The 25,742-nt window shown below is 58.0% G+C and carries 26 protein-coding genes; 9 read left to right on the top strand and 17 right to left on the bottom strand.

Translation table 11 applies throughout. The annotated features are described in order from the left end of the window. Nucleotides 1–7: 7 nt before the first annotated feature. Nucleotides 8–679 (bottom strand): hypothetical protein, encoded by a 672-nt coding sequence (locus AC0L27_RS26175; RefSeq protein WP_354210384.1) that lies wholly within the window; start codon nucleotides 677–679, stop codon nucleotides 8–10. 612 nt (nucleotides 680–1,291) lie between these two features. Between AC0L27_RS26175 and AC0L27_RS26170 the strand changes: the two genes are divergently transcribed. Beyond that, nucleotides 1,292–1,750: a hypothetical protein gene (locus AC0L27_RS26170; RefSeq protein ID WP_275172079.1), complete on the top strand. Its 459-nt coding sequence runs from the start codon at nucleotides 1,292–1,294 to the stop codon at nucleotides 1,748–1,750. Nucleotides 1,751–1,790: 40 nt separating this feature from the next. On the opposite strand, the gene galE is transcribed toward AC0L27_RS26170, so the two are convergent. Further along, nucleotides 1,791–2,783, bottom strand: coding sequence for a UDP-glucose 4-epimerase GalE (galE, locus tag AC0L27_RS26165; protein WP_354210383.1), 993 nt, complete (start codon nucleotides 2,781–2,783; stop codon nucleotides 1,791–1,793). 6 nt (nucleotides 2,784–2,789) lie between these two features. Continuing rightward, nucleotides 2,790–2,930, bottom strand: a complete 141-nt coding sequence (locus tag AC0L27_RS26160) for a hypothetical protein (protein ID WP_354210382.1) — start codon at nucleotides 2,928–2,930, stop codon at nucleotides 2,790–2,792. A 238-nt stretch (nucleotides 2,931–3,168) separates the two neighbouring features. Here AC0L27_RS26160 and AC0L27_RS26155 point away from each other — a divergent pair, with 238 nt between their 5' ends. Next, nucleotides 3,169–3,453 (top strand): hypothetical protein, encoded by a 285-nt coding sequence (locus AC0L27_RS26155; protein ID WP_354101389.1) that lies wholly within the window; start codon nucleotides 3,169–3,171, stop codon nucleotides 3,451–3,453. Nucleotides 3,454–3,461: 8 nt separating this feature from the next. Next, nucleotides 3,462–3,593: a CHRD domain-containing protein gene (locus AC0L27_RS26150; RefSeq protein ID WP_354256593.1), complete on the top strand. Its 132-nt coding sequence runs from the start codon at nucleotides 3,462–3,464 to the stop codon at nucleotides 3,591–3,593. A 30-nt stretch (nucleotides 3,594–3,623) separates the two neighbouring features. Here AC0L27_RS26150 and AC0L27_RS26145 read toward each other — a convergent pair whose 3' ends face one another. Then, complete coding sequence (locus tag AC0L27_RS26145; RefSeq protein WP_354210380.1) at nucleotides 3,624–3,989, bottom strand: VanZ family protein; 366 nt, start codon at nucleotides 3,987–3,989, stop codon at nucleotides 3,624–3,626. Nucleotides 3,990–4,581: 592 nt separating this feature from the next. Between AC0L27_RS26145 and AC0L27_RS26140 the strand changes: the two genes are divergently transcribed. Next, nucleotides 4,582–5,127 (top strand): NUDIX hydrolase, encoded by a 546-nt coding sequence (locus tag AC0L27_RS26140; RefSeq protein WP_354101387.1) that lies wholly within the window; start codon nucleotides 4,582–4,584, stop codon nucleotides 5,125–5,127. Nucleotides 5,128–5,236: 109 nt separating this feature from the next. On the opposite strand, the gene AC0L27_RS26135 is transcribed toward AC0L27_RS26140, so the two are convergent. Then, the gene (locus tag AC0L27_RS26135; protein WP_275172072.1) at nucleotides 5,237–5,410 is read right to left on the bottom strand and encodes a hypothetical protein; all 174 of its coding nucleotides are present in this window, start codon (nucleotides 5,408–5,410) and stop codon (nucleotides 5,237–5,239) included. A 2,490-nt stretch (nucleotides 5,411–7,900) separates the two neighbouring features. On the opposite strand from AC0L27_RS26135, the gene AC0L27_RS26130 reads away from it, so the two are divergent. After that, the gene (locus tag AC0L27_RS26130; RefSeq protein ID WP_275172070.1) at nucleotides 7,901–8,182 is read left to right on the top strand and encodes a hypothetical protein; all 282 of its coding nucleotides are present in this window, start codon (nucleotides 7,901–7,903) and stop codon (nucleotides 8,180–8,182) included. Nucleotides 8,183–8,231: 49 nt separating this feature from the next. Then, on the top strand, nucleotides 8,232–8,672 hold the full coding sequence (locus AC0L27_RS26125) for a hypothetical protein (RefSeq protein ID WP_354210378.1): 441 nt from the start codon (nucleotides 8,232–8,234) through the stop codon (nucleotides 8,670–8,672). 615 nt (nucleotides 8,673–9,287) lie between these two features. Here AC0L27_RS26125 and AC0L27_RS26120 read toward each other — a convergent pair. Together AC0L27_RS26120 and AC0L27_RS26115 are read right to left on the bottom strand one after the other, a co-directional pair. Continuing rightward, a complete protein-coding gene (locus tag AC0L27_RS26120; protein WP_354210377.1) occupies nucleotides 9,288–9,950 on the bottom strand; it encodes a hypothetical protein in 663 nt (220 codons plus the stop codon). Nucleotides 9,951–9,984: 34 nt separating this feature from the next. Beyond that, nucleotides 9,985–10,689 (bottom strand): metallophosphoesterase family protein, encoded by a 705-nt coding sequence (locus AC0L27_RS26115; RefSeq protein WP_275172064.1) that lies wholly within the window; start codon nucleotides 10,687–10,689, stop codon nucleotides 9,985–9,987. Nucleotides 10,690–10,908: 219 nt separating this feature from the next. Between AC0L27_RS26115 and AC0L27_RS26110 the strand changes: the two genes are divergently transcribed. Next, complete coding sequence (locus tag AC0L27_RS26110; RefSeq protein WP_473320733.1) at nucleotides 10,909–11,517, top strand: transglutaminase-like cysteine peptidase; 609 nt, start codon at nucleotides 10,909–10,911, stop codon at nucleotides 11,515–11,517. A gap of 8 nt (nucleotides 11,518–11,525) precedes the next feature. On the opposite strand, the gene AC0L27_RS26105 is transcribed toward AC0L27_RS26110, so the two are convergent. From AC0L27_RS26105 to AC0L27_RS26095, 3 genes are all read right to left on the bottom strand, one after another. Next, nucleotides 11,526–12,824 (bottom strand): hypothetical protein, encoded by a 1,299-nt coding sequence (locus tag AC0L27_RS26105; RefSeq protein ID WP_473320731.1) that lies wholly within the window; start codon nucleotides 12,822–12,824, stop codon nucleotides 11,526–11,528. Nucleotides 12,825–12,934: 110 nt separating this feature from the next. Further along, nucleotides 12,935–13,252: a hypothetical protein gene (locus AC0L27_RS26100; RefSeq protein WP_354065128.1), complete on the bottom strand. Its 318-nt coding sequence runs from the start codon at nucleotides 13,250–13,252 to the stop codon at nucleotides 12,935–12,937. Nucleotides 13,253–13,323: 71 nt separating this feature from the next. After that, on the bottom strand, nucleotides 13,324–14,028 hold the full coding sequence (locus tag AC0L27_RS26095; RefSeq protein WP_354101382.1) for a hypothetical protein: 705 nt from the start codon (nucleotides 14,026–14,028) through the stop codon (nucleotides 13,324–13,326). Nucleotides 14,029–14,101: 73 nt separating this feature from the next. Between AC0L27_RS26095 and AC0L27_RS26090 the strand changes: the two genes are divergently transcribed. Then, entirely contained in the window at nucleotides 14,102–15,613 is a 1,512-nt protein-coding gene (locus AC0L27_RS26090; protein ID WP_354101381.1) for an undecaprenyl-phosphate glucose phosphotransferase, read from the top strand. Nucleotides 15,614–15,766: 153 nt separating this feature from the next. Continuing rightward, nucleotides 15,767–16,951: a polysaccharide biosynthesis/export family protein gene (locus tag AC0L27_RS26085; RefSeq protein WP_354101380.1), complete on the top strand. Its 1,185-nt coding sequence runs from the start codon at nucleotides 15,767–15,769 to the stop codon at nucleotides 16,949–16,951. A gap of 183 nt (nucleotides 16,952–17,134) precedes the next feature. On the opposite strand, the gene AC0L27_RS26080 is transcribed toward AC0L27_RS26085, so the two are convergent. From AC0L27_RS26080 to AC0L27_RS26050, 7 genes are all read right to left on the bottom strand, one after another. After that, on the bottom strand, nucleotides 17,135–17,734 hold the full coding sequence (locus tag AC0L27_RS26080) for an integrase core domain-containing protein (RefSeq protein WP_473320812.1): 600 nt from the start codon (nucleotides 17,732–17,734) through the stop codon (nucleotides 17,135–17,137). 411 nt (nucleotides 17,735–18,145) lie between these two features. Next, complete coding sequence (locus tag AC0L27_RS26075) at nucleotides 18,146–18,898, bottom strand: hypothetical protein (protein ID WP_473320728.1); 753 nt, start codon at nucleotides 18,896–18,898, stop codon at nucleotides 18,146–18,148. A gap of 10 nt (nucleotides 18,899–18,908) precedes the next feature. Further along, nucleotides 18,909–21,308 (bottom strand): polysaccharide biosynthesis tyrosine autokinase, encoded by a 2,400-nt coding sequence (locus AC0L27_RS26070; protein ID WP_473320726.1) that lies wholly within the window; start codon nucleotides 21,306–21,308, stop codon nucleotides 18,909–18,911. Nucleotides 21,309–21,423: 115 nt separating this feature from the next. After that, nucleotides 21,424–22,107: a hypothetical protein gene (locus AC0L27_RS26065; protein ID WP_473320724.1), complete on the bottom strand. Its 684-nt coding sequence runs from the start codon at nucleotides 22,105–22,107 to the stop codon at nucleotides 21,424–21,426. A gap of 86 nt (nucleotides 22,108–22,193) precedes the next feature. Then, a complete protein-coding gene (locus tag AC0L27_RS26060; RefSeq protein WP_473320722.1) occupies nucleotides 22,194–23,585 on the bottom strand; it encodes an O-antigen ligase family protein in 1,392 nt (463 codons plus the stop codon). Nucleotides 23,586–23,651: 66 nt separating this feature from the next. Beyond that, nucleotides 23,652–24,635, bottom strand: a complete 984-nt coding sequence (locus tag AC0L27_RS26055; protein WP_354101375.1) for an NAD-dependent epimerase/dehydratase family protein — start codon at nucleotides 24,633–24,635, stop codon at nucleotides 23,652–23,654. 4 nt (nucleotides 24,636–24,639) lie between these two features. Next, a complete protein-coding gene (locus tag AC0L27_RS26050) occupies nucleotides 24,640–25,716 on the bottom strand; it encodes an ABC transporter substrate-binding protein (RefSeq protein ID WP_473320720.1) in 1,077 nt (358 codons plus the stop codon). Nucleotides 25,717–25,742: the final 26 nt, after the last annotated feature.

Raw genomic sequence — 25,742 nt, 5'->3', positions numbered from 1 at the left:
TAGCCGCCTATTCGAGCCGCAGCAGGCGTCCGACTATCGGCGTCGGCGATGACGTGGCGCTGGGATCGACCTGGAAGGCGTAACGCTTGGTGCCGAGGATGGCGAGATAGCTGCCGCCCGGCGTCAGCGACTTCCCGGCCTTGGCGAAGTCATAGAACTTGCCTCCGACCATGGTCTCGCTCTTGAGCGGCACGCTGATCGTGGGCTCCTTGCCATCGGTGCGTTCGATCACCAGGGTGTTGCCGCTCTTGGCCTGCACCAACGGTGCGACTCCGTAGAGCGTCGGCAGCTTGGCCGGAGCGCCACCCTTGGCGTCCGACCGCATGGTGCGGAAGGTCGTCGCGGCACTCTGGTTCGCCTCGCGCTCCGACAGTTTTGCCGCGTTGGTATCGCAGGGTACCTTTTCCCGCTTGACCTCGCCGAGCTGCACGGTGCTCTGCTCGGTGCCGACCATGACGACGCCTTCGCTGATGGTCTCGCGCTGGCACGATTTGAGATAGCTGAGCGTAATGGTTGCCTTGGGCCCCAGCTTGATGATCTTGCCCGGCGCCACATAATCCATGAACGCGACGCCGTCGACCTTGCCTTGCACGTCCTCGACGATGGCGGCCGGGCTCTCCGCCAAAGCCGGGGCAGCAAGACAGCACGCGCCGACAACAGCGCCGATCAGGCTTTTCATGGGAATTCTCATCCAATTCGACCGATACTTGCCCGGTCCCCATCCAGGCCCGATGCTTAGCAGCGAAACGCCCAGGCAAGTGTGACCGGAATCACTCTTAGATATTGGTGCACTCTATCAGGAAGAGGTTCAAATCAGCGACCGGAGAAAACAGTGCGCCGGGAAGCTGTTGGCCGGATGGATAATTTCATTCGGCTGGGACGGCCTCGACCGGGTGGCCCTCCGCTGCACTCTCTATATCCACAATGGGCGGGAGCGTCGCCTCGGTCTTCTGATATGGCGTCGCCTGCTGACCGGCTGCAATCTCGACCACTTCCTCCCAGCGCGACAGGAAGGCTAGCTGTCACGAACTGGCTGAGTTGATAGCGGTTATATGCAAGCTGCCAAACGAGGTCGGCAAGCCGATCTTTTTAGCGCGGTATGCAACGAGGTCCAGCTTTCTTGCCCGCTGCGCGGGGGAGCGTGCGCTCGCCCGCGTCGCTGCGCGTCGGCAGCAATTTGACTGGCTCGCTTTGCAGGACGTTAACCGTGGCGGAATGCTCCCCGCGCGGGTCATTGTCGCGCCCCAGAGTTGGTTGCAAATACGTTTGAGTTTTTACGGTGGATGTTTTCATGCTGAGAGACGGCAAATATGCTGCCTGGTTCAGGACCCCGCGCGGTCAGGGCACGGGCGTCGTGCATCTGGCGGAGGGACGAATCTCCGGCAGCGACAGCTTCTTCACGTATGGCGGCTCTTACCGAATCGACGAGCAGCGCTTCACGGCGGTTCTGACCACGCGGCGACATGCCGAGGGGCCGCCGACTGTGTTCGGGCTCGACGAAGTCGAGGTCAAGCTCTCGGGCGTGTGCAGCGGCGCGATGGCGACCTGTTCCGGGACGGCCGAGCAGGCGCCCGATGTGACCTTCGAGGCGACGCTCATCTACAGCCGGGACGAGGCGCCGGCCGTTGACGCCAGAGGTGCGGTCGTGAAGCTCAATGCCGACAAGCTGCCCAAGGGGCTCGACGGCCGTTCGCGATCGCGCCATCCGTTTGCGCCGGGATCGCTCGGGTCAGAACGGAATAGACCATAAGGCAACGTCTTATCCCGCCCGATCGACTTCGACGATGTCGTCAGGGCTGCTTAAGCGGATGAGCCCTCTGGTGCCAGGCCCAGGCGGTGCGGATCACGGTCGGCAGATCCGAATGTCGCGGTACGAAATTCAGCACTTTTCGCGCTGCAGAGGGATCGGCGACCAGATAGGTGGGATCGCCGGCGCGGCGCGGTTTGACGGTGTGGGGCACCTCGCGCCCGGTCTCCTGCCTGATGGCGGTCAGGATTTCCCGCACCGAAAAACCGGAGCCGGTGCCCAGATTGAAGCTGCCGCCGGCATGCCCTTGTTCCAGCAGTTTCAGCGCCACGACATGCGCCGCGGCGAGGTCGGTGACATGGATGTAGTCGCGGATCGCGGTGCCATCGGGCGTGTCGTAGTCTTCACCGAACACGGCAAAATCGACATGGCCCTGTAACGCCATCATGGCGCGCGGAATGAGATGAGTTTCGTTGTCACGCAATTCGCCGATCCCGCCGGCAGGATCGGCGCCGCTGGCGTTGAAATAGCGCAGACAGAACGCGCCGAAGCCGTAAGCCGACCGGTAATCGGCCAGCATGCGCTCGATCATCCACTTCGATGCGCCATAGGGGTTAATCGGCGCGCAGGGGAAGTCTTCCGGCAGTTCCTTGGAATCGGCATTGCCGTAGACAGCGCCGGTCGAGGAGAACACGATACGATGGCAACCCGCATCGCGCATCGCCTGCAATAGCGACAGCGTGCCCTGCACATTGTTGATGTAGTACTTTTGCGGGTCGGTCATGGATTCGCCGACGAGGCTCGCCGCCGCGAAATGCATCACCGCCGTGATTTTGTGCTCGGCGAAGGCGCGCGCCAGCGCGGCGCCGTCGAGCAGATCGCCCGTTACCAGCGGGCCGGCGACGAAGCCGCGATGACCTGTCGACAGATTGTCATATACGACGGGCTGATAGCCGGCGGCGGTCAGTGCGCGGCTGGCATGCGAGCCTATATAGCCCGCGCCTCCCGTAACGAGGACAGTCGGTCGGTCGGTCATGTGTGCTTACCTCAAAGCGAAATCAACGATGACCCAGGCAGGCGCCGCCAGCACCAAATCGGCGCACAGCACGAGCACCGCAAGCGTCAGCCATTCGAAACGCTTGCCGAAGGTGGGGACATGCCGCGTGGCCACGGGACACGACATCAGAGGGCATCCGAAGTGATCTGTCCCAATGTGATTGCCTCAGTTCAACAGTTGATCGATCGGGTGAGCATAGATCGATCTTCGCTGTATGCAACCCACCGAGGGCTCGGCACGATTGTCCTTCTTCGTTTAGCTCGCATTGACCCTATCGCTGCGAAACGGTCGGCGCGCGCATCGCGGCAACCGAAGCTTTAAGCACGAAAAATAAGCTGAGGCCGAGTAAAGGAGTGACTGAAACATGGCACAGATCTGGATGACTTATGACGAACTCGCCGGGCTCAGTGGCTGCACGCCTGCCGAGGCCAGAATGCGGGCCATCCATTTGTCACTTGACCGCCGCAAAAGCCGCGATGGCGCAACCCGCGTCAAGCTCGATCTGGCGCTGACGGCTAAATTCCTCGCCTCGGTCCGAGACGCCGATTTTGATCTGGACGGCGCTATCGAGGCGCTCCAGGACACCCACCGCCAGATGGCAGAACTCCTGACGCCGAACCAGTTCCAGGGCCGGCGCCGGTCGGCTTAGCCGCCCGCATGCTCCGAACAGCTCGCCTAGAACGGGCAAAGCCAAGGCAGGCTGCGGATCTGCTGGCCGGGAAATGGCACGCGAACATTCATACGGTCGCGAACCCGGGCGGTGAACGACGCGGACAAATGATGAAATAACGACAGCAACTTCCGATGCGGACGTGTTGCTCAGGCGGGCGGTCTCGGTAGGAAGGCCAGGATTGTTTGAGCGAGGAGGACCCCGACGGTCCCGCCTGCTGCTTTTTGCATCACGTCCAGGAAACCCGGATCACGATCGGGCGTCATTGCTTGCAGGATTTCGAGCCCCATTGCGACGGCCACGACAAGCGAGCATGCGAGGGTGAGCCGACCGGGCAACAGGAAGGATAAGAGAAATCCCAGCAACCCGTAGGCGCTGAAGCGCTCGATCACGACGACCCAATAAGCCTCGTGATGACCGATAAGCACGGGTCTCCCCGCCAGTCTCGCAAGCGTGGCATAGACGATGAGCGCGAAGCAGATTCCTGCGGCTGCGATAAGGTGGTTTCGGCGCATTGGACGATCATAGCCGGATGGGAGCCAGACCGCGTTGAAAGATGAGAGTATCGTTAAGGCTGATTGAGCAGGGCACGCCTGGTGCGGAGCGTTTTGCCGGCCCGGGTAACGGTTCAATCCAGTCAGGCCACCAGCACCGCGTCGGTCGGAAATTTAGCGCTCTGCGTCAAGCAGCGTGACTCGACCAACTCGTTGAATCTCGGGAAAGGCAGTGGGGCCGAGACCCTTACTCCTCCGCTCTCAAGTTTTAGCGGCCCATTCGATGGCGGAGGGAAGCGGGTGCGGGATTGTAGGGCGCAATGGGAACCTGCCGGGTGCTGCCACCATGCTGTGGCCGGGTGGCTCGCAAACGCAAGACCACGAAGGCGATATTGATAGCCAACCAGACCAGGATGACGGAAATGGCTAGATGTGCCACGGCCAGACCTCGCGACGAAGTTGAGATCAACGCAAATTTGCGCGTTCGGTTCCCTGGCGAATAGGGCTAAAGCGCCTAATTCAGCCGCTGGAATTCAGGCCTCCCGCGCCAGCGGCCTCATTCCTGCAAGGCCATATGGTTTACCAGCAAGGTTCAACGAAGGAGAATTGTCTGATGGTCCGGGAATTGCCGACGATCCTAAAGACCGAGCATATGGTGGTCTCCCCCTGGCTCGAGGTCGTGGCCCGGGATGTGAGGTTCTCCGCGGAGTCTGCCGTTGAAACCTATTATGCAGTTGCGCAACCTGACTATGTAGTCATTCTGGCGATGACGCCGGACTCGCGCGTTCTCCTGGTGCGTCAGTATCGTCCGGCGATCGAGCGCTTCTCGCTGGAATTGCCAGCGGGCGTGGTGGATCCTAACGAAGACCCGCCGGAAACCGCCACGCGCGAACTCCTGGAGGAGACTGGCTATCCCACGATGAGCGTCGAGCTCATCGGCAGATGCGCGACCTGCTCCAGCCGGATCAGCAATACGACTCATTCGTTCTTCGTCAGAACCGGCGGTCGCGCGCCCGGATTTGTGGAAGAGCCAGGTGTCGAGGTCAGCTCCGCCTCGCCGGATGAACTTCGCAGCCTCATCCTGTCGGGCGAATTCGGCGAGCAGACCCATTTGGGGGTGCTGGCTCAGGCATCTGCGAGAGGGCTTCTGGTCCTCTAGCCGGTTTGGCGGCCTCGCAGTCATCGAGAGATCGTTGGTCGATCGTCGCGCGGTTGAGCTGCGCCCGAGCGGAGATGGAACGCTGCGCGCTCGACGCAACGCTTTCGCTCTAGCCCTTCTTACCTGTCTTTGGTTTCAGCGAAAGACCAAGGCGCAAGGCCATGCGCTTGATCGCATCGGGCGAGCGTCCGAGCTGTTTCGCCGCCTCCTCCAATGAAGCCGAAGACTTGGCCAACTCCATCAGCCGGCGGTCTTCCTTGAACGACCAGGGCTTGCGCGCCATAACCGAAATCATCCTCTCGTCGCGACAAAGACAAAGCCGCCAAGCGGACCCATATCGCTCGACGGCTTTGCTTGGGTGGGGCCGAGCTTGGGGGAGCCCGGTGAGACGATGGGATAAGCGATCGGTGAGAGTTCGCAACAAACAACGCGGATTAAGCTAACCGCTCAACCTTACCGGGACAAAATCGGGCCCCCCCGTATAAGCACGGAGGTTTCGTTCAGCAGAGCTGCACCCTTTGTAAATACATCGAGGCTGATGCACAGCAACGTGCGTCGGCTGCACGAACCCGGAAGCCTGATGGCCAAGCAGTCAGTCCGCCATTGGTCGCTTGATCACGGCTAAGTCGTGACGGCATAAACGCGATGGGGCACGGGTTCTTCGCCTACAAAGCCAAGCATGTCGGTTACGCCATCGAAGCGCTGCAGAATGGACTGGGTCTAATTGCCCGGCACTGCCCAGCGGCGACTCATTGTTGCCGCCCGATCCCAAGTTCGCGTTGCAGTTGCGGTGTGAGCCCCATAGCGCCTTCAGTTCGTCCTTGGCCCGTCCCCAGATTTCTTGGTGTAGGTGCGGGACTGGAAGGCGAGACTGGAGATGTAGTTGTCGAGATCGTCGAACGTGGTGCGCTGCCGGCATATCCGTTGCGACTCCCGTTTGAGTAGGTCCCCTGAGCATGAGCGGATGCGGAGGTGCCGAGGAGCGCGGCCCCCGCCAGAAGCACTGCGAAACGGTTCATTGAGTTTTCCATCTGGTTGATGCGCCACCACTATGAACCCAGAGCGCGGCGATGCCAAACCATACCTGGGCCTGTTGTGGAGGGGCACCACGGCGCTGAGAGCGCGACTGCGGTGAACAAAGCTACGGTTGATTGAGCAAGTAGAAATGAGGGATCATGCTTGGTGCCCGCCTGGCGACGGCCGCCGGAATGCGCAATCCCAGAATATCCCAGCGAAACGAACGACAATAAAGCCCACCAGCCTACGCGTTGAAGCGCTCAATGCAAACAGCCACCAACGTCAGCTGCCGCGACGACCACCGGACGCAAGTCTTTGGAGCGGTGGAGAGTTGCGATTGTCTGAACGCACCAAAAACGACGGAGGCTTCGATGGTCGTGACGGCCGAACGTAAGGTTCCAACTTGAGATAGTTCGCCCGCCGCCGCCGCGAGATCGCTGAACGGGTGACGTACCCCGCCGCAAATGAGGTCATCGCAATCAGAAATAAGAGCAGAAGACCCAGCATTGAGGGAAACCCCGTGAACGAGTTACCGACCATTGTACGCACGCGGGTCAGCCGAGATAAGGCAATTTCGCGGAATCCTTGTGACGTTTTTCGCCACAAAGAGAGCCAGCCGATAGGAGGCGGCTCTCCACTGTTCAACAAGGTGATGGAGGCGCAAGTGGATCCATGTTCGCGGGACGGCGCCGCCTCCGGTTCGCGCAAAACCGCCCCGTCTGCTCTCTCGTTGGAAATCTGGGTTGAGCAAAGGCCAACTTGCTTCGTGGCGAGGAGAGGCGCGTTGATCGAATGAAGTCGGTGGCTTTGAAGGATTTCTCCGCAGCGTCGTTTTCTGGAGTGTGTATCTTCGGAACCTCGTTGCGCGCAGGGTTAAACACGACTCGTCTAAGATCGTTCGGGAAGGTCGCATTCACACCGAGATTCTTGCTTCGTGTCTTTCGTGTCATGAGATCGCCGAATTCAATTTGATATGCTTGAGACTGGAGAGTGCAAGCACCGACATGCTACAAGAAACACAGACAATATCGTCGTTCGCAAGGCTTCGAGACCGTATGTTCGAGGTCGGATTTTTCAGCCTTGCGATGATCGCGATGGCAGGCTGGCTGTATTTCATCACGCTGTTGCTCGTGAGGCTGTCTCTATGGTGCTTCGGTTGAAGTGCGCGCGATCAGTTTCTAAGCACTGTGCTGCCCAAGATATTATCGCCGAGATGAGAAAATCAGCGACACTTATCACGATGTCGACACAACTGCGCGACCACAATGCTAGTAGTTGGAAACGTCTTGCATATGGAAAGATTGCCCAATGGTGCTAGTTGCGGTTTTGGCTTCGATCTTCTTTGCCGGTTTCGGCGGAGGCTACGCAACCCGGGCCTGGCGATCGCGCAAACGCAACGAGCGCCGCCGGCTGTACTCGCACTATCGTTCCGCGACAGCCGGAGAGGCTACATCATTCGTCCGAGCGCGGCGTGCATTCTGAATGTTTGCAACTTGGGATGGGCTATTCTGTTTTCGCGACACGTGCGAGCAGAGCAACAATAGGCTCGGTGACCTCTCACGTAACCACATTCGGTTACGTTAACGCCCGCGTTCTGTTGTTCGTGCGGTTCGCGGTCGGTACTGCATGTGGAAGCATATCGTTGCTCCGTACCCTTGAATTTGGACATTGATCGATGGCCCGTTGGGGGACACATGGGATAATGCCGACGTTCTCGAGGCCCGACCGGTCCGTGGATCACTAAAGGGGGAGCGCCATGACGAGCCTGAGAAACAACGCCCCGCGGCGGTATCTGCCTGATGCTGCGGGCCAGCGCGTCTTGATTGGCTTGACGGTTGAGGAAACCTTCGAATTCGAGCGCCTCGAGGGCCGGGCCGAGTTCGGTCAGGCTAAAGGTCAGGCGCTTGACGACGGCGTGCTTTGGGCGGCCACGGTGCAGGAGCGCTGGCTCGAATTGTATCAGAAGCATGAGAGTGCCTGGAAGGCCTGGATGGCACGAAGCCGGGCCGAGCAACCCAGAAGCTTTAAGGTTTATTAACCATCGCCGACCCATTTTCCAATCTGGCTTTGAACCGGAAAACGCACGCATGTTCCAGCTGTTCCTGCGGGCCCGCACGCACAATTTCCTGAAAGGCCGTTTCAGCGGCGAACGGGGATTCCGCGCGCGTTCGCCTGAACGAGATGCTGAGACCGACCGGACCCGCATAGAGCCTATCCTGGTCGCGATCGAGGAAGCGCTGCACGCGGCCGAGCGGGAGCAATCGGGCCTGAACCGTCGGGTCGAAGATGTCTTGGCCCGGGCCGCGGTGACCTTCGGCAACGGTGATGATGAATATCTCGAACGCGAGGCGTTGGATAACCATCATCAGGATCTGTTCGATCGGGAGATCCAGAGCGGCCAGCGCCGGTTGAAAGAACTCTGTTCTTCCATTGCGCACTACAAATTCATGAAGGCAGCCGTGCTGAGCAGGTTTCCGAATTCCCGGCCAGCGAACGAAGGGCGTTTGGCTGGAAACGTGCAGCGCTAGGCCTTCAGAACTCGTCACTCCACTGCATCAAGCAATGCCGCAGCAACGCGTAACTGCCGAATGTAACGGCCGCGCCCAGCACGAAGGCGCACGACAGCAACTGGATGGCGAACATCGAACCTAGCCCCGTTCGATGAACGAGGCTATACCGCCGCAGTTAAACGGAGCTTAAGGCTGCGTGGCAAACTAGTAGGTCAAGACCCGCTCAGGATCCAAGGGGTTCACGTAACGCACATAAGTGCGGACCGGCCCATAGTAATAGTGAGGCTCATCCCTCGTGCGCGGATCAAATGTGGCGGGGTAGGCCTGTTGCAGCGACCTGTGCCGAACCTGCGCCACCGTGGGACATCCGCAGCGGGGCCCGCAGTACGGATTGGGACCTCGGTCAATGTACGGAATACGCGCCGCTGTCCTTTGCGTAGGCACGGCGTAGTCTGCGGCGTAAGACGGTGTCACCAAGGTCCACATGCCCAGGGTGAGCGTAAGTAATCCGAGAATTGATCGCATTTGGGGGCCCCCAGTTGTCTTAATCTTAGACGCTTCGCGAGGAACGGGCAATATGCTCTAAACTGGGTCGGCTGGCCAAACTCCTCCGCCCGCAGCAGGCCCGCTCGACTAGCCCCCGAGCACGTTGAGAAGCGCGGGATCGATAGCCCGGATCGCATCTTTCAGGAATTCTTTGCCCCGGGCTGAGGCTTGCCGATATGCGAACACCAGGGCTCGCGTTTGTTTCGGCTCTCGCGTCAACATCAGGCGGATGTCACCTTGGACTAGCTCCCTCACATCGGGGCTGGCGAGGGCATCGAATCGGGTTGCAGAAGCAAGCCTCAGAGGCATTAATCGGCCTTCGCTCGGTGCCGTGAGATAGACCATCTTCAAGGATTCGATCGCTGCTGGACTGTCCGGATCCTGCCGGGCTTCCAGCACTGCCAAGGCGAGCCATAGCTCAGCATCGTATGGCGATATGGAGACAACATGCTTCAGACGCGACCGGGCAAGTTCGCTCTGGGCCCGAACCCTGTCATCACCTCTTGGCAGTTGCATTACTTGGAGCGCAAGAAATAGAGCCTGATTGCCTTCGAGGTCAGAGCGCAAGGGAGAGATCAATCCAACCCATTCGGGTGGAGCGTTCGAGCTGAGACTGGCCTTGGTTGGGTCCTCTGGAAAATCCGGCCGCTTGGAGGTGATCAGTTCTGCGGCCGCTGATACGATCCCAAAACAGCCGACGGCTGCCGCAAGGCCCAACAGGAGGACGCGAACTAGGGTCGTTGAATGCATCAAATCTCCAAAGCAAAAACGACGTGTCATTGATTTACAAGGCAATCATACTGTCGTCCTGAAGCGTTAACAGGGTCAAATTTCCGGTCGCATAGGCGCCCGTATCGATATTGACCCGATTCGGTCTTATGTCGGGCTGCTGGACGGGGGTGTGGCCGTGGACGATGTATTTCCCGAAATTTTTGTTGCTCTCCAGGAATTCGTCTCGAATCCAGAGCATGTCCTGTTCTTGTTGGTTCGCCAGGGCGACACCAGGCTTCACTCCAGCATGGACAAAAAAGAAATCTCCACACACAAAGCGCGCCCGCAGGTTGTTGAAGAAGTGCAACTGATGAGGCGGAATTGCCTGCGATAATCGTCGAATGAGTTCGTCTTGTTCTGCCGGATCAGGATTGAGGGAAGGTCTAAGTCCATACGAGGCTAAGGTTTGGAGGCCGCCATATTGTTTCCAATCCTGAAGCTGCGAAGGGGCATGCAGAACGTCTAACAGGAAGGCTTCATGATTGCCTTTCAGGAAGATCGATTCATGCTTCATGCCGCGTTCCATCAGCAATTCGATGGTCCGATTCGAGTCAGGCCCTCGATCGATGTAGTCTCCGAGGAAAACGTGGATTGCGCGCCTTGAACCTATTGTGGTGAGATCGCGGTCGATGACGGCAAACATCTGCTGAAGCAGATCGGCGCATCCATGAATGTCGCTTATCGCATAGATGCGAATGCCCTCGGGCACCGTCGGCATTCGGCTTTTGTTCCTCGATCTCGACAATCTGAGCATTTGCCGAACTTGTCGCCTTTGCAGTCTTTGGGGCTAACGCCCGAATGATTCAGGTCAGCTCACATAGTTAACGGGATCGCAATGTCCTGCTTGGCTTTTGTTTCTAATTGAATGGCGGGATGCCGCAAAATTTCAAACCCTTCGCGTTAGCTTCCTAGCCAATAAGCATGCGGGGAGCAACTAATGCGCAGAATCATCACTATCGCCCTCGGGGTCATCGCAGCCGGCTCCATGTGGCTTGAGCCGGTCCACGCCGGACTTGTGGGAATGCCAATGGGGCTTCAATCCGCAATCCAGCGCATCAAGCTCGAAACTCCCACTCTTCCGCCGATGGCGTTTACCCAATTTTGTCTTCGATACCGAGGCGAGTGCCGCACGCGGCCGATGTTTCGGGGCGGGCCGGTCCGGCTGACCGACGAGCGATGGGCAGATCTCAAGGAGATCAATCAGGTGGTTAACCGCGGAATTGCCCCGGAGAGGAATGAACTCGGCGTGGCTGGCGAGCAATGGCTGATCAATCCAGCGCGGGGCGATTGCAACGACTATGCGGTCAGCAAGCGGCATGAATTGCTGGAGCGCGGTTGGCCGGCTCGCGCCTTGCTATTGAGCGAGGTCATGGTCAATTCCGGTGAGCATCACCTGATTCTCGTGGTCCGGACCAATAGCGGAGACTTGGTGCTAGATAACATGACGCCCCAGATCAAGCCGTGGTCGCGTGTTCCTTATCGCTGGGTGCGGATGCAGATGCCCAACTCCAAGCTCTGGGCGACGATCTCGAGCGCCAGGGTCTGAGGTCGCGCTTACAGGGCGCTGGTCCGCCCGGTGCTTTGCGCCAAGCCGAGCCCGATCAATCCTGCAAGAATGATCTGCACCGCCGGGTTCAACATGCTCGTGTCGACAAAGCTCTCGCAAATTGCGACAAGCACAAGGGCGCAAGTTGTGCTGGCAAAGAACGAGTCCCGTCCGCGTCCAACGGCTCCGCGCAAGACGAAAAAGAAGACCTGAAGCCCAAATAACGCCAGGATTGGCAGGGCTAAGCGACCCCATTCGATTGCAACCAGCGCTGCAGTTGAAGGAGCGCGCGGCGCAATACCAACAGCATAGTCCTGATAGATGCGGGCAACCTGGGCGAATGTTCCGACGCCATTGCCGGTCCACGAGCTGTCCGATATGGCACGCCGTGTGATCGCTACAGATTCTTGATTCTCGATTCGGCTCCGAGCTAGCAGATCCGCCCATGTCGCGGGTCGTTCCAGGGATAGCGTCGCTGCACCAGCCATCATAATGAGGAGGCCGGCCAGGAGCGCCGACGGCCAAGACCGATATCCGAGACGACGGACGGCGGCAATGAACAGCATGATTGCAAATCCCAGCGCCGTTAGCATGTGGACTATTCGTTCGAGCGTTGCCAGGTAAGCAAGAGACATCATGAGACCGGCAATGCCCGGGACAATGCGCAGCAGGAATGGGCCATTCAGTGGAAAGAGAGTGCCGGCGCGACCAAGCTGGCGCTCCGCTGCCATTGCAATCGTTGCCGTGTTTGCGAGCGCTGCAATGACCCCAACGAGGGCAAGCGAATTGTTTTCTGCCAGACCGAGATCTAGCAAGGCTGTTCGGGCAAGCACGATCTGACTCAAACTCGCGAGCACGATAAACGTCGCGCCGCCAGTCAGAACGACCAGCAAGACTTCCGCCCTTTTGCGATCTTTTGCCAGCAGGATGGTGGAGAGCAGCAGTGACAGGAGGGCCGAATACCACATCAAGCCGCGCAAAGTATTTCCCAGGTCGACCGTGATTCGCCCCGCCAACGACGGTTCATTTAACGCGACGGCTGTTGTGGGCCAGATGGGATTCACGAGGGAGAATGGAAGGGGAGCAATTTGCGTCACCATCCAGAGCATCGGGAAAAGCGCCGCCAGCATAAACCTGCGGAGCGGAGTGAGTGCAGTAAGATCGGCCAAGCTCGCCGCAGCGGCCGCGGACAGCAGCATGAGCGGGGCCAGCAGATACACCGTATGCTGGACGAAAATGCCATCGGTGAATGGCGTTGCGGCAGCTGCAGCCAACAGGATGATCAGAAGGGAAAACGCGAGCGGCAATGGAGAACTTCAAGGGGGATGAGGAAAGTGAAGGAAGCTGATGGCCAGGGGCGATGCTTCACTATCGCATGGGGGGTCCGCCTCGCCAAACTCTGTTTTAGGGACCCCTGTCAGATATGCCGGTCGTCGTGAGCCGATGTCTGCCGATAAAGCGCGGCCACCGACGCTTTCCGAGAAACAGTTTGACGGGGTGAATAGCGAGCCATCAATGTGCCTCGTGCCAGCAGGCCGAAGGCATAGCCAAATTGTGGCGCGCAGCCCGCCAAAAGTGCGTATCCGACTGCGGTTGCAAATCCCTGATCTTGAGCAAGTTGAATCGAGAGCGTGGCAACGATCGCGATTAGGCAGAAGGGCACAAGAATCCAGACGCGAAAGCGCCACGCGAGGACCGCGCCCGTAAGAAATAGCAAGATGGCGACCGGGGTCATTGTCTGTCTCCATCGCCACCATTCCACCCATCTTCTTAAGGAATCGTCACTCGTTCCCCCCGGATTCAGCGCTAGCGGCCTGCACAGCTTTCCATCAAGGTTCGGACCGCGGCAGCCAGTCCGGTAACGGGAATGACCCCCCGGATCCGACCAGCCTTGCCGTCGATTTCGACGTTAAGCTCCGTTGCGGATTGCCAATCATTCTGCACGAGCTCTGATGCGCTCTTCGGGAGTAACAGAGCCTCGCCGGCCTGGGTGACGGATGCCTCAAATTCAGCAGCTCGGCCGCTCGCGGAGGTGAGGACGATCTTGGGACGATCCGTGCGCGACCAACGGTCCAGAAGAATCACAATCACGTCGATCCTCTGGCGCTCTTGACCACACTGAAGGCTCAGGCCAGCGAGGCCGATGTCCGACTTCCCCGAATCGGCAACGTGCATGACCGAGATGGCATCCTGTCCCCCTGTCGGGCTTTTGGTTTTCACCAGCTGCCAGCCTTGGGCGAGTGTCACAATGCCGCTGCGGCTGCGCAGCTGCTCGGAAAATTGCTTATCGCAATTTCTCTGTTCTTCGGAGCCAAGTCCTGGACCGCACTCTCGCGTCCCGCGAGGGTGTTGACCGAAACTTTCGCTGGTTGTGGCCAGAAGGATTAACGTGAATGCCGACGCGACAGTCAGCCGGTCCAGAATGATGATGGAAAACAATGGCTTGACTCTGAGCTCATCATGTTGGCAGTAAGGGACGATTATACAGCCTTTGATGTTAGTTTTCTGCATAATTCTGCTGCATTGCAGCGGCTAGAGTGATTCTTGGCGGCGGTGGCCTGTTTGTTTTCGTAGGAGGCGATTTTTGATCCCGCGAACTTCACTCTCAAAACGAGGCGATGCGACGTCTTCCAAGCTGCCTGATGCCCCTGACCTCGGTGCGGCGGCCGGTGCTGCATTAGACGGCCGCTGGTTTGGCTTGAAAATACCCTACTCAAGCCTCGCGTACTTCTTGGCAGTCCTGGACGCTGCCGTGATCGTATTGTCGAGCCTTGTGGGCGCCGGAATCTATCAAACGCTCGCAAACGCCGAACTTAACCTCGAGCCGGTCGTGGCTCAGGGGATTGTCGCAGCGATGCTTTACGTGATCATCGGACAGGCCACCGGTCTGTATGATCTTCGGGCGGCTCTTGCAAAGAAGCGGAGGGATATAGGGCGGATCCTTGGCCAGTGGACCCTGGTGTGCCTGCTGCTGACCTCCTTGGTGTTTTTGATGAAAAGCGGCGCGGTTTACTCGCGCGGCTCCATGATCTGCTTTGGCCTGCTTGCCCCGCTGCTGCTGGTGGTCTGCCGCCGAATGTCCAGACGGCTGGTTTTGAGTGTGGTTGCGGATGGGCAGGTCCGGGGGCGCCGTATCGTGTTGCTCGGGACCCGCGAGGAACTGGCGTCGATAGGCCTTGAAACGCTGTTGGAAAATTTTGGTCTGACCGAAGTGGAGCGTGTGATGCTCCCCACCGCCACAGGCGGCTTTGCCCTAAGCCAAGACGAGCTCGCGGCGCTAGAGCGCGCCATTGCCGCGGCACGCGCGCAAGGCGCTGAGGGTATCGTTTTGGCCTTTCCTTGGAGCGATACCCGCAAGATTGAGCTGATGCGGGATGGGCTTCGGATTTCGCCGCTGCCGGTGCAGCTGTTGCCGGATCGGCGGGTGCGCTCCCTGGTTCAGAACCCGTCGTTCCGGGTAAAAAACTCGCTCTCTGTCGAACTTCAGCGCGGCCCGCTCTCCCGCGCCGAGCAGCTGGGCAAACGCGTGCTGGACATTGTGGGGGCGTCGATCGGGTTGATCCTTCTCGCCCCGCTGATGGCTCTCAGCGCGGTAGCGATCAAGCTGGATTCGCCTGGCCCTGTATTTTTTCGGCAGCGGCGGAACGGGTTCAATGAGAATCAATTTTCGATCGTCAAGTTCAGGACAATGACCGTCATGGAGGATGGTCCCAACGTGGTGCAGGCGAAGCGATTCGATACCCGCGTCACCCGGACCGGACGAATGCTCCGCAAGACGAGCATCGATGAAGTTCCGCAACTTTTGAACGTATTGAAAGGGGAGATGTCCTTGGTGGGTCCGCGGCCGCATGCGTTGGCGCATGACGGGCATTACGGCCAGCTGCTCTGCGACTATGCGTTCCGGCACCATGTCAAACCGGGTATTACGGGCTGGGCGCAGGTCAAAGGCTATCGCGGCGAAACCGCGTTTGTCGAACAGATGAAGGGCCGGGTGGATTGCGACCTCTGGTATATTAACAACTGGAGCTTGGCGCTCGACCTGAAAATCCTCCTGCTCACGTGCTTGGAACTTACCCGCCGCAGAAACGCCTATTAGCCCCTATCGGGTTGTCTCCACCCGGTGCTCGCCTGTAACCGCATTGCAACAACCTCCAGCTTATTCTCCCGAGGAGCCGGGTTATCAGGCGCGATTCATTGACTCCTCTCGGGAATTCGCGGAATTTGAGGTTCGTTGCAGTGGGGAACTCGGGTGGAATTTAAACGGGGCTTCGTTCTTGTAGGGGTGCTTTCCGCTGTGCTGCTCGGTTCTGCGGGCTGTGCAATCATGCCGATGTCGGGTCCTGAGGACCACGTCATCAAGAGCGAGCACACCAAGAATGGCCCGGAATATGGGTTGGTGACGCTCACGCCCACCGTGGTCGATATCCTCAAAGAATACGGGCCCGGTGCCATCGCGGGCTCGTTCCCTGACAATCGACCGCCGCCCTCCATCAAGTTTGGCATTGGCGACGTGGTTGCGGTGTCGATCTTCGAGGCGGCGGCGGGTGGTCTTTTCATACCGGCCGAAGCAGGCGTGCGCCCAGGCAATTTCGTTGCCCTGCCGACCCAAAACGTCGACTCGGCCGGTTTCATCACTGTTCCGTATGCGGGCGCCGTCAAGGCCGCGGGCCGCACGCCCAGTGAGATCCAGCAGGACATCGTCAAGGCGATCGGCAACCGCGCCATCGAACCGCAGGTGGTGGTCTCGCTAGTCACCCAGAACACCTCGCTGATCAGCGTTCTCGGTGAGGTCAATCAGCCTACCCGTCTCACAGCCAATGCGGCTGGTGAGCGGGTCCTCGACGTGATCTCGCGGGCTGGTGGTCCAAAGGGGCAGGGCTGGGAAACCTGGGTCACGCTTGAGCGTCACGGCAAGCGCGCGACGGTTCCGTTCGGTGCTCTGGTTTATACTCCCGCCAACAATGTCTGGGTCCATCCCGGCGATACCATCTATGTCTACCGTGAACCGCAGATCTTCCTGGCATTCGGTGCGTCGGGACAGCAGGGACAATTCCCGTTCGACATGTGGAAGATCAACATGGCGCAGGCGATGGCGAAGGCGGGGGGCCTCCTGGATGGCCAAGCGGAGCCGAGCGGCGTGTACCTCTATCGCCGGGAGCCGCGCGAGCTCGCCGAACGGCTAGGCGTGGATTGCTCCAAATTCGTCGGGCCAACGGTGCCGGTGGTCTACAATGCAGACTTCCGCGATCCCGCCGCATACTTCCTGGCGACTAAATTTGATATGCGGGACAAGGACGTTCTGTTTGCCGCTAACGCAGCCACCGTCGATACCGCCAAGTTCCTGCAGTTCGTTCGTGTCGTGATCGCGACAGCTAATGATACCGTCGTGACCGCCAACAACGCACAGATCCTACGCATCACCTCGCGGCAGTGATCGCCGTCCGCCGGAGATTGGTGAGGCAGTAATGTCTTCTAACGCGCCGGCGGATTGCCAAGCCACCAAAGTCCCCTTGCACGCGAGCTAAGGTGTAGAGGAAGCCGACCATTCAGAGATCGTCTGTCCAAAAATTCAGACGCGGTGCGATCGCAACTATCGTCAACAACGTGACGCTGATCATTACAAGGCAAACGGATAGGATGGCCATATCAGCCTCCGTGACCTTGCCCCCACGTTTTTTCCGGTCCTGAGTTCGCCCGTGCCGTTGGGTTTGCCCGATTGGGCGGTGGCAGCGCCGGGAGCTGGCGCGGAGCCTTTGGCATAGCGCAGCGCCAGATCCCGGCGCGGGTGGCAGGTCCTCGCGAACTTGGACGGGGTTCTCCATCCGAGCTGCGAGTGTGGTCTTGTATCGTTGTAATCGGCCCGCCAACATCCAAGTGTGACGCGGGCTTGTGCCAGTGACGTGAACAACGTCTCGTTGAACAGCTCATCCCGCAGCCGGCCGTTGAAGCTCTCGATGAAGGCGTTCTGCATGGGTTTGCCCGGCGCGATGTAGTGCCATTCGACACGGCTTTGGTCGGCCCACACCAGGATGGCGTTGCTTGTGAGTTCGCTGCCGTTATCGCTGACCACGTCCATCCCGCCGAAATTGGCCTTCCATTTGTAGATGCTGGCGTCGCTTACACCATCCTTGCGGCAGAGATCGGCGACCGGAACCCCCGCTTCGTGCTCCTTCAAAATCCCGATGATCTGTTCTTCCGTAAACCGCTTGCGCTTCATGCTCTGGTCCTCGGCTTGGGCCAGAACGAACTTCAATGGATTAAGCCCGAGGGGCAAGGTCAGGTCCACAGCCACGTGCCGTCGAGCGCCCCGGGTGACCCGTCACCTCGTCGGGCTTTGCGGACGAAATCATCTCAGCTTGAGAAGGAGAAGCTGAGTAGACCACTACGGCTGTGAAAAAAACCCATGAGCGCGCGCCTGAGCATCGAAAGCTCCTTTCAGTCGGCGCAAAATCTGACGATCCTTTGCCCAATCGCAAAGTCTCGCCCTATCGCGATCAAGTCGCAACTCGCGAACAGCCGAGCGGCGCATCTGCAGTGATTTCAAGTTGAACAAATCATCCGCTTCCACTTCCTCCTAATCTCTGGGATCCGTGAGAAGAGATTTAGACTTTGAAGGACGACTTCAGAACTAATATCTCCAAGGTCTAAACTCTTGGGGCTCAACCCCTGGAACGTCCGCCATTAAGCCTTCGGCGCGCAGGGCGCGGGCTAATTGGAGACGAAAGTCCAAGCTCACCGTTCCAAGCCCAGCCAAGAGGACTTGGTGATGCCTCCACCCGGCTCCTTTGAGGATTTTCACCGCGTCGCGGATCCAGCCCGTTCGAACAATCGACACAAACTCGTTGCGGGCGCTTTCCTGAAGGTCCGGCGGAAGCGTGTCATAGATTGCCAGCACGTACGGGCTGCGGAGCGCAATCCAGCCCTCGTAAGGCGCCAACCGGTAGGACAACCGCAAAGCCTCGAGGTGATCGCTTACATGACCGCCTTGATTAATGGCGCTCCAGTATTCGATGAACCACAATAGCCCATCAGTCGGAACGCAGCCGAGAGCTTCTCTGACTGATGACCGAAGCGTCGTCAGGCGCTGATCGGCAAGCCGCATGTCGGGAGAATCGACGGCGGTCTCATAGAGGCGCAGGCGGATGATCGCAGCCGCTCTGATTTCGCGTGGATTGCAGATCTTGCGAGTCTCAGCGGCTGACAATGCTGCTTCGGAAACGGAACTTCGCTTAAAACCGCTCCCGGACAAAACCGCGTTGGCTACATTATTCAGTGCGACTCCCTCATCCAAATTAGAGAGGAAGGAGACCGCCCAGCCTGCCGAGCTCAAGGCGATAAGAACGGTTGTCAATCTGCCAAAAGCATTTATGACGGCCGTCATCGTTAGCTGACTAATCCACGTATCCGTAGCGTTTGTAGTATCGGTTGCGGTAGTAGCCTCCGCTATAGGAATCGTAGCGGTTCATCGCGGCTAAGTTCACCTTGTTAAGAACGGCGCCCAGCATGTGCTCGCGAACAAGGGGATTTTCCCGTAAAACTCGCTCGACCACGTCGACCTTCGCGTTGGCCCACTCGACAATGAGAATGTAGGAGTCGACGAGACCGCCGGTGGCGCGAACGTCGATCACAGGAGCCATAGGGCTCAAGTCCAAAATGATACGGTCGTACTGTTCACGAAGATGCTGAAAAAGCTTCTCCATTTGCGGGGACGCCAGCAGATCACTGGAGTTCGAAAATCGAGACGCCGCCACGCAAGGAAGAAAATGCAGATTGGTTTGCGGATCGACCCAGATCACGTCCTTCAGATCGGCCTTGCCAAACACGGCTTCAATCAATCCAGCATCGGCCGACCGTGCAAGCCGGTCGGTGAGGCTTGGGTTACGGAGGTCTCCGTCAATCAGAAGTGTACGTAGGCCACTTTGTGCCGTGGTCTGAGCCAAAGCTTCGCTAACGGTGGATTTTCCTTCATTGGGAAGAGCGGATGTGATGCCCAAAACTTTGTGGGGAGTCCCGAAGTTGCTCAAGTCGGCCGCCAATTTGATCGACCGGAGCGCCTCCGCAAATCGGGAAAAGGGCGAGTTGATCGCGAACCGTCCGACGCTGTTATCGATGGTGAGCAGCCGGTCTGTGCTGGATCGTGAATGGGTTCTCCCTACATCGGCGCGCAGCGACTTACCCGCTGCTTCACTGGATCGCGACCATGCCTCCGCTCTACTCCTGGACAATGGGGACCACCGTTTGATGAGCTTCAAGGGCAGTCCCATTCCAGCTTCTGGTTCCGACCCGATCACCGGAATCGATGCCAAACAGTTGGTCTGAAGCAAGCGTTCAACCTGATGCACGGTGCGGAAGACGCGGTCCAGCATTTCGAGGAAGATCGCCACCAAGCCGGAGAGGATGCATCCGCCGACGATACCCGCGAGGAGAACCAAAGCAGTCTTGGGGGAAGTCTTCGGCGTCGACAATTGTGAGGCCTGGGTGATGACCCTTGCTTCGGTAATCGGGAATGACTGCTGCTGGACTGATACCATGTAGAGCTGAAGGAAATTCTCTGACAGCGCGCGCGCGCTCTGCGCGTTGCTCTCGAGGTCCTTCAAAACGATCTGGGCTTGGCTTGTATCATTCGAAACGGCGATCGTCTCGTTCAAGCTTTTCTGGCTGGATTCTTCACGCGCCTTGGCAATTGCCAGGTCACTCTTGTAACCTTCTGCCGTGCGCCGAAGCTCATCGATAATGGAGTGCCGAATTTCGCGCATTTGATTGCGCAAATTGACCACGGCCAAATGAGTTGGACCATATCGATTGGACCAATCCGCAGCGCGGCCCGCATAATCGAGATAGGTCTGCCTCAACTTGGTGATCACGGGATTAGCCATTGAATCGTTGACGGCACCCAAATCGTTCAGGATCACTCGCGAATCATTGTCGTCCGCGTTCAAGATCGAGGTAATGCGCTCGAGCTTGGCCTGGGCCTCGGCGCGCTTTGCGCGAGCCTCGGTCAAAGCGCTGTTGATCTCCGCCAGCTGTTGCTCGGTCAGCAGACGTCCGCCTGCGTCAACGATGTTATTTTTTGCCTTGTAATCGACCACCGTCCGCTCCGCCGCAGAGGCCTGGGCGCGGAGTTCTTTGAGCCGATCTTGAAGCCAGACCGCCGCACGGCGCGAAGCCTGATATTTCGATTCAAGAGAATCTGTAATGTAATTCTCTGCGACGGCGTTGGCGATCCGCGCGGCCAGCTCTGGCGAGGTGGACTGGTATGCTATCTCGATAACATAGCTAAATCCGACCCGCTTGATGGTGAGCCCGCTCTGAATCCTCCCAACGGCGGCTCGCATCAGTCCATCGTCGGATGGCTTTTCCTCAGGGAAAAAGCTCGAAAGCAGCTGCGATAGCCCGCTCAGCAGCCCAGCGTCCTCTTGCATAAAGGCCGGGGAGTCCAAGAGACGGAGGTCCCGGATGACCGCGGCGGCGATGGTCTCCGATTTCAGTACTTCAACCTGGCTGTCGACCATCGCCGAATCTATAGGATTATCTCCACCAACCGCCGTTTGTGTTTGAAGTCCCTGCATCTTGCGGCTGTCGATCATAAGGACAGCGGTCCCGGTGTAACGCTTGGTCGCCCCCAACAAATACGTGCCTGCAAGACCCAGGCAGAGGAGCACCGTGATAATCATCACGGGATATTGCCGAGTGACGAGACCGATGGCCGACGAAACAGTCTGTTCCAGCGAGGCTGAATCGGTGCCTTGAACCTGTGCCGGAGAGGGAGATGAAATTCGTGTCTGAAGCATCCGACCCGTCTGTCTGATGAGCTGCGCCGCGGCGGCCGAATAAAGGCTAGCCGCTCCGAGCGCAAATAAGCGTGATTTAAAGCATCACGAAGGCCAAACTGCGATGCTCGAATGCTCAGGGACAGGTCCCTGAGACAGAGCAGATAATCGTCGTGGTGCTGCTCCCGCCTGCTGATCCCGCACCGCCAACGCTCGAACTGAAATAGTTCGTCGGGTTGTTAGAGACGCTGTTCGATACGAAGCTCTGGAAGGATGTCCCGGAGAATGCACCCCCGGTCGGTGTCGTCTGACCGCCAACGCCGCCGGAAGATCCTGTCGTGGCCCCTGACAGAGCTACGCTTCGGGTCGGATCGTTTCCGGTAACGGCAGCGTACTGGCCGTTTGCATCGGACGACCCGGTCGCACCCAGGTCGCCTTGAATTTCCAAAGAGAAAGTCACGTCGGTCGTTTTGCAAACATTCGCCGCCTTACCGAGGCCGGTGCCGATTGCTTTTTGGAGGTCGGAGGTCGATGGTCCCTTGCCGGCCAAGTCCTTGAGGACACTAAGCACCGCCGGCAGCGCCTGAGGATAGGAGGCGACAAAGGTCTGGACATCTGCCGCGATCTCTTCGGATGTGCGAGGTCCATTGGGTCCATTCAAAAGGGATGATGGATTGGTGGTAAAATTCGCCGCCTTTTGGGCAGCGTCAGCATCGCTTACGCAGGCGGCAAGGGCGCCGGTGGGAAAGTACAATGTCAGCGCACAGAGCGTGGCCGAGAAAATGTACTTCGAAAACGCCGAGCCTTCTGGTGCCTTCATGATCAAACCATCCACTTTGTGACCTAATCACGTGTTTTTAAAAGAAAATTAGGCAAATGTACAGTACCGCAAAGCATCCTGTGAGGTTAGGTTAATGGCGGTTCACTGCTTGAAAAGGATTGAGCCATTCCCATACCCAGGATGGGGCAGATCGCCAAACTAAAGCCAGGAATTTGCAGGGGAAAATCGACCTGCGAATGAACTGCCGCCAAGGTAGCGACCCAAAAGGCCGCCGTTGGAAAAATTCCGTCGCGATTGCGCCGTGTTATTCCGCGTCCGAGAATGAGAAGGGCGACCAACCAGCCGGCTGCTACGATCGCGGTGAAGGGGATGCCCATTTCTGAGGCAATTTCCAGGGTGGTATTATGGCCCTGTTCCCACGTGCCATAGGAAGGAAGCTCTCCGCTCCGATACGCTGGAAAGATCCAGCGAAAGGTCCCAAGTCCGGAACCGAACCATGGATACTCCTTGATGATTTCGGCCATTGACACATAGGCGTGCCAGCGTCCGGCATCAAAGAAGCCCTGGGTGCCAAATCTACGGTTGACGCCGGGCGCAAAGATCGAAATCGCTCCAATAATCAATATTACGGCCGCGATCGGAAAAACCCACAACAAGTGCCGCTGTTTCAATTGATTGCGGAAGTGAGTTCCGACAGCCCCCGCCATGCAAAGCAGGGACACAACCGAACCAGCGCGCGAGCCCGTCATCATGGTCGCAGCCAGGATGACGAAACAGGCCAGCAGGTGGAGCACTGTTCGCGCCGCCCGAAGGCGAAACCTGATCTGCTCGCGCCAAGAAAGCGGAGCCGAGCTGTTGTTCATTGAGCTCGCAAAAACCAAAAACCATCCAACGCTTGCGGCTCCGAAATACGAGGCCGCAACATTTGGATTGATGAAGGTCGCTGTCACCGCATTCAAATAATTGAATTTTTGGTGCCAAAGTAAATAGTTGGGCCAAAAAATGAACGCGAACAATCCATACACCGCGTAGGCTAGTGCGGATGCTAAAAAGGCCAGCAACAGCCAACGGGCGGCACGTCTATCACGGCCGACCAGATAGCCGCAGAGCATCGACATCCAACAAGCGATCTGTGATCCCATAGCAAAAAACGGCTGATTTCGTGCTACCGAAACAGAGCCAGTTAAATCTTGCCCTAGAATAGCCGAGGCCTGCTGCCAAATCGAAGCCGTCAACCATGCGGATGGCAGCGAAGCTGTTCCCAACTGTGCGCCAACAACAAAGGTCCAAGCCAGCGAAATTGTTGCGAAGCCGATGATGAATGAAAGGTCGCGAGAGCTTACCGGTCGCAAACTCGCCAAAAGGAGCACGGCCGATAGCAAAAGTATCCAGACCGCCACAATCCGCATGTCCATGGACGCAAATGGCAGCGGTGCAAGGGCAACGACCGCGCACAAGCCAATAGTCGCCGTGAAGCGGGCGTAGCTGAGGGCCCCATTTGCGGTGGACACACTCATCACGTTGTCTCGTGGTGCGAACGTAAGCTTTGTGGGTAGCCGATGGGAGCCCCCTTAGAAGAACGGCTAATCGAAATCCTTCAGAGTGGAATCTCGTCTCCATTCTGCGAGCGAGGCATCCATATCATAGGAAAACTCGAAACCGTTCGCGACCAGGCGTTTGGGTAGGATATTCGTGGAAAACCACAATTTCCTTACCCGCTCGCGGTTGATCCCGGTCTTTAGGCCAACGCTTTGCAGGATTTCAAACGGAAGCACTGCGAGATTCATCAACCAAATCGGAATGGTGAGCCGCGGTTGGGTATAACCGGCGACCCTCGAGAAAGAAGCGCATATCTCGCTGATGGAATGTCTGTGCTCAAAGCAGAAATTATAGATCGACAGGCCTTCATTTCGCGCCGACATATAAATCATGGAGGAAACAAGATCCTTCACGTAGCCGCAGGATTTGATGGTGTCCGTTCTGCCTGGATAGACGAAGGCCTTCCTTTCCAGCATTCGCGAAAGACGTGTGAAATTTCCGCGCTCATAAAGTCCGTAGATCACCGCGGGGCGAACAATGGTCAGCCGCCTGTCCGATGATTCGGATTGCCAGAGCTGATGTATCTTTTCGGCCGCAAGCTTTGAGCGGCCGTAGGCGCTTACAGGCCGTGGCGTGGCGTCCTCATCAAGCGCGGCCTCGCTTGGTCCATAGATCGAGATGGAGCTCGTGAAAACAATATCCTTGCAGCCGATTTCGTCGGCGAACCTGCAAACGTTAACCGCCCCTAAGACGTTGGTGTAGTAGTAATCGCCGTCCGGGTGACCTGGCGTGACATGAACGGCCGCAAGATTGAAGATGTCGACAGGGTCTCCGTTGGAGATGCCGGGAGCAATCGTGTCACGCACATCATGGTGCAGATATTCGACGCCGGCAACGCGACTTCTAGGTTCGCTGATGTCGATGGAAACGACGCGATCATACTTGCCGGATGACACTAGGTAGCTTGTCAGGTGAGTCCCGATGAAGCCGGCACCACCGAAGATAATAGCTTGAGTACCGCTCGACATTGGATCAAGGCTCGCTGCGATCTAGGTTACGTGCCTCCTTACGGTAGGCCTCTTTCAAAACGTCGTAGTTGATTGCACGGTTTAGATCCACGGGCTCCTGAATGATACGTCGCAGCAAAAGTTGGGATGCAAGAACACGAATGCGTTGCTCATCTAGCTCGCCAAATCTCGTGCCAAAGGGGCGCAAGAAACGGCGCTGATTATCCATCAGGCGAGATGTCAAAGCGATCGGGAGAGGAGGGGAAGTGGAATTGGCGATTATAGGAATTGTTCTTCCATAAGCGGCATACGCGGCACTCCAACCCTCCGCTGTACCGGTGATGAACTTCTCAAGATTGCGTCGCTTGGCAAGGGCGCGCTCCTGAACAAAGTATACCGGTCCGGCAGCATGGACGCCGTAGCCGTCGGGGCTAAGGGTCCTATAGTCGATGTTCAATTGCGACAATTGCTGACCTTCGACGTCCGCGCGCCCGAGAAGCACATCTATCTTTCGGTCCAGGAGATCCTGCAGCGCCGCTCCACTTTCGATCAAAACAATCCTGCTCTGCGCCAGGGAGTTTTTTCTGACAAACTCGTAGAAAACAGCCGAGAGTTCCGGCCCGTCCTTATATCCAATGCGTTTGCCCTCGAGGTCCGACGGCTTCAAAAGCGCGGTGTCGGGCAGCGTAAAAAACTGGACGGAGCTGACTGCAAAGCTTCCGGCGAAAGCCACAATTGGGAGGCCTTCCGATCGCGCCTTTAGAAATCCGCCGGTTGAAGCCAGGCCGATGGTATTCTCATCGGCCACGACTGCTGCGATGGCATCGTTGTCCAACGAGCCTGAGTGCACGCGGATGTTGAGTCCGACTTGGGCGAAAATGCCGTCCGAGATGGCCACAATGGTTCCGGCAGCTGCGGGCGATATCGGGTCGCTCAACTGAAGCGTGTAATGGACAACCGCCTCGTTAGGTTTGAGAGCGTCACTCCGGGAGGGCTTCAACCAAAACAACAGAGCCGCGGCCAAAGCGCAGGCGACCACCAATCCGCTGAGGCCACAGGAACCAATGTGGACTTTGCCGGCGCTTCGTCGAGCTCTGTTCATCTAAATATTCGTTCTCAGGCCGGCGC

This window comes from Bradyrhizobium sp. Ken51 (assembly GCF_055807435.1).
The sequence above is the reverse complement of the archived record's forward strand: the minus strand, read 5'-3'. Positions and strand labels throughout refer to the sequence as shown.

What these genes read in the sequence shown, in the direction of transcription:
- AC0L27_RS26150 (WP_354256593.1), top strand. Translation starts at nt 3,462, where the DNA reads ATGCTCCGAACAGCTCGCCTAGAACGGGCAAAGCCAAGGCAGGCTGCG.
- AC0L27_RS26060 (WP_473320722.1), bottom strand. Translation starts at nt 23,585, where the DNA reads ATGAGTGTGTCCACCGCAAATGGGGCCCTCAGCTACGCCCGCTTCACG.
- AC0L27_RS26055 (WP_354101375.1), bottom strand. Translation starts at nt 24,635, where the DNA reads ATGTCGAGCGGTACTCAAGCTATTATCTTCGGTGGTGCCGGCTTCATC.
- AC0L27_RS26175 (WP_354210384.1), bottom strand. Translation starts at nt 679, where the DNA reads ATGAAAAGCCTGATCGGCGCTGTTGTCGGCGCGTGCTGTCTTGCTGCC.
- AC0L27_RS26095 (WP_354101382.1), bottom strand. Translation starts at nt 14,028, where the DNA reads ATGCAGAAAACTAACATCAAAGGCTGTATAATCGTCCCTTACTGCCAA.
- galE (WP_354210383.1), bottom strand. Translation starts at nt 2,783, where the DNA reads ATGACCGACCGACCGACTGTCCTCGTTACGGGAGGCGCGGGCTATATA.
- AC0L27_RS26070 (WP_473320726.1), bottom strand. Translation starts at nt 21,308, where the DNA reads ATGCTTCAGACACGAATTTCATCTCCCTCTCCGGCACAGGTTCAAGGC.
- AC0L27_RS26140 (WP_354101387.1), top strand. Translation starts at nt 4,582, where the DNA reads ATGGTCCGGGAATTGCCGACGATCCTAAAGACCGAGCATATGGTGGTC.
- AC0L27_RS26080 (WP_473320812.1), bottom strand. Translation starts at nt 17,734, where the DNA reads ATGAAGCGCAAGCGGTTTACGGAAGAACAGATCATCGGGATTTTGAAG.
- AC0L27_RS26125 (WP_354210378.1), top strand. Translation starts at nt 8,232, where the DNA reads ATGTTCCAGCTGTTCCTGCGGGCCCGCACGCACAATTTCCTGAAAGGC.
- AC0L27_RS26170 (WP_275172079.1), top strand. Translation starts at nt 1,292, where the DNA reads ATGCTGAGAGACGGCAAATATGCTGCCTGGTTCAGGACCCCGCGCGGT.
- AC0L27_RS26120 (WP_354210377.1), bottom strand. Translation starts at nt 9,950, where the DNA reads ATGCATTCAACGACCCTAGTTCGCGTCCTCCTGTTGGGCCTTGCGGCA.
- AC0L27_RS26100 (WP_354065128.1), bottom strand. Translation starts at nt 13,252, where the DNA reads ATGACCCCGGTCGCCATCTTGCTATTTCTTACGGGCGCGGTCCTCGCG.
- AC0L27_RS26160 (WP_354210382.1), bottom strand. Translation starts at nt 2,930, where the DNA reads ATGTCGTGTCCCGTGGCCACGCGGCATGTCCCCACCTTCGGCAAGCGT.
- AC0L27_RS26075 (WP_473320728.1), bottom strand. Translation starts at nt 18,898, where the DNA reads ATGACGGCCGTCATAAATGCTTTTGGCAGATTGACAACCGTTCTTATC.
- AC0L27_RS26135 (WP_275172072.1), bottom strand. Translation starts at nt 5,410, where the DNA reads ATGGCGCGCAAGCCCTGGTCGTTCAAGGAAGACCGCCGGCTGATGGAG.
- AC0L27_RS26115 (WP_275172064.1), bottom strand. Translation starts at nt 10,689, where the DNA reads ATGCCGACGGTGCCCGAGGGCATTCGCATCTATGCGATAAGCGACATT.
- AC0L27_RS26050 (WP_473320720.1), bottom strand. Translation starts at nt 25,716, where the DNA reads ATGAACAGAGCTCGACGAAGCGCCGGCAAAGTCCACATTGGTTCCTGT.
- AC0L27_RS26110 (WP_473320733.1), top strand. Translation starts at nt 10,909, where the DNA reads ATGCGCAGAATCATCACTATCGCCCTCGGGGTCATCGCAGCCGGCTCC.
- AC0L27_RS26130 (WP_275172070.1), top strand. Translation starts at nt 7,901, where the DNA reads ATGACGAGCCTGAGAAACAACGCCCCGCGGCGGTATCTGCCTGATGCT.
- AC0L27_RS26145 (WP_354210380.1), bottom strand. Translation starts at nt 3,989, where the DNA reads ATGCGCCGAAACCACCTTATCGCAGCCGCAGGAATCTGCTTCGCGCTC.
- AC0L27_RS26065 (WP_473320724.1), bottom strand. Translation starts at nt 22,107, where the DNA reads ATGAAGGCACCAGAAGGCTCGGCGTTTTCGAAGTACATTTTCTCGGCC.
- AC0L27_RS26155 (WP_354101389.1), top strand. Translation starts at nt 3,169, where the DNA reads ATGGCACAGATCTGGATGACTTATGACGAACTCGCCGGGCTCAGTGGC.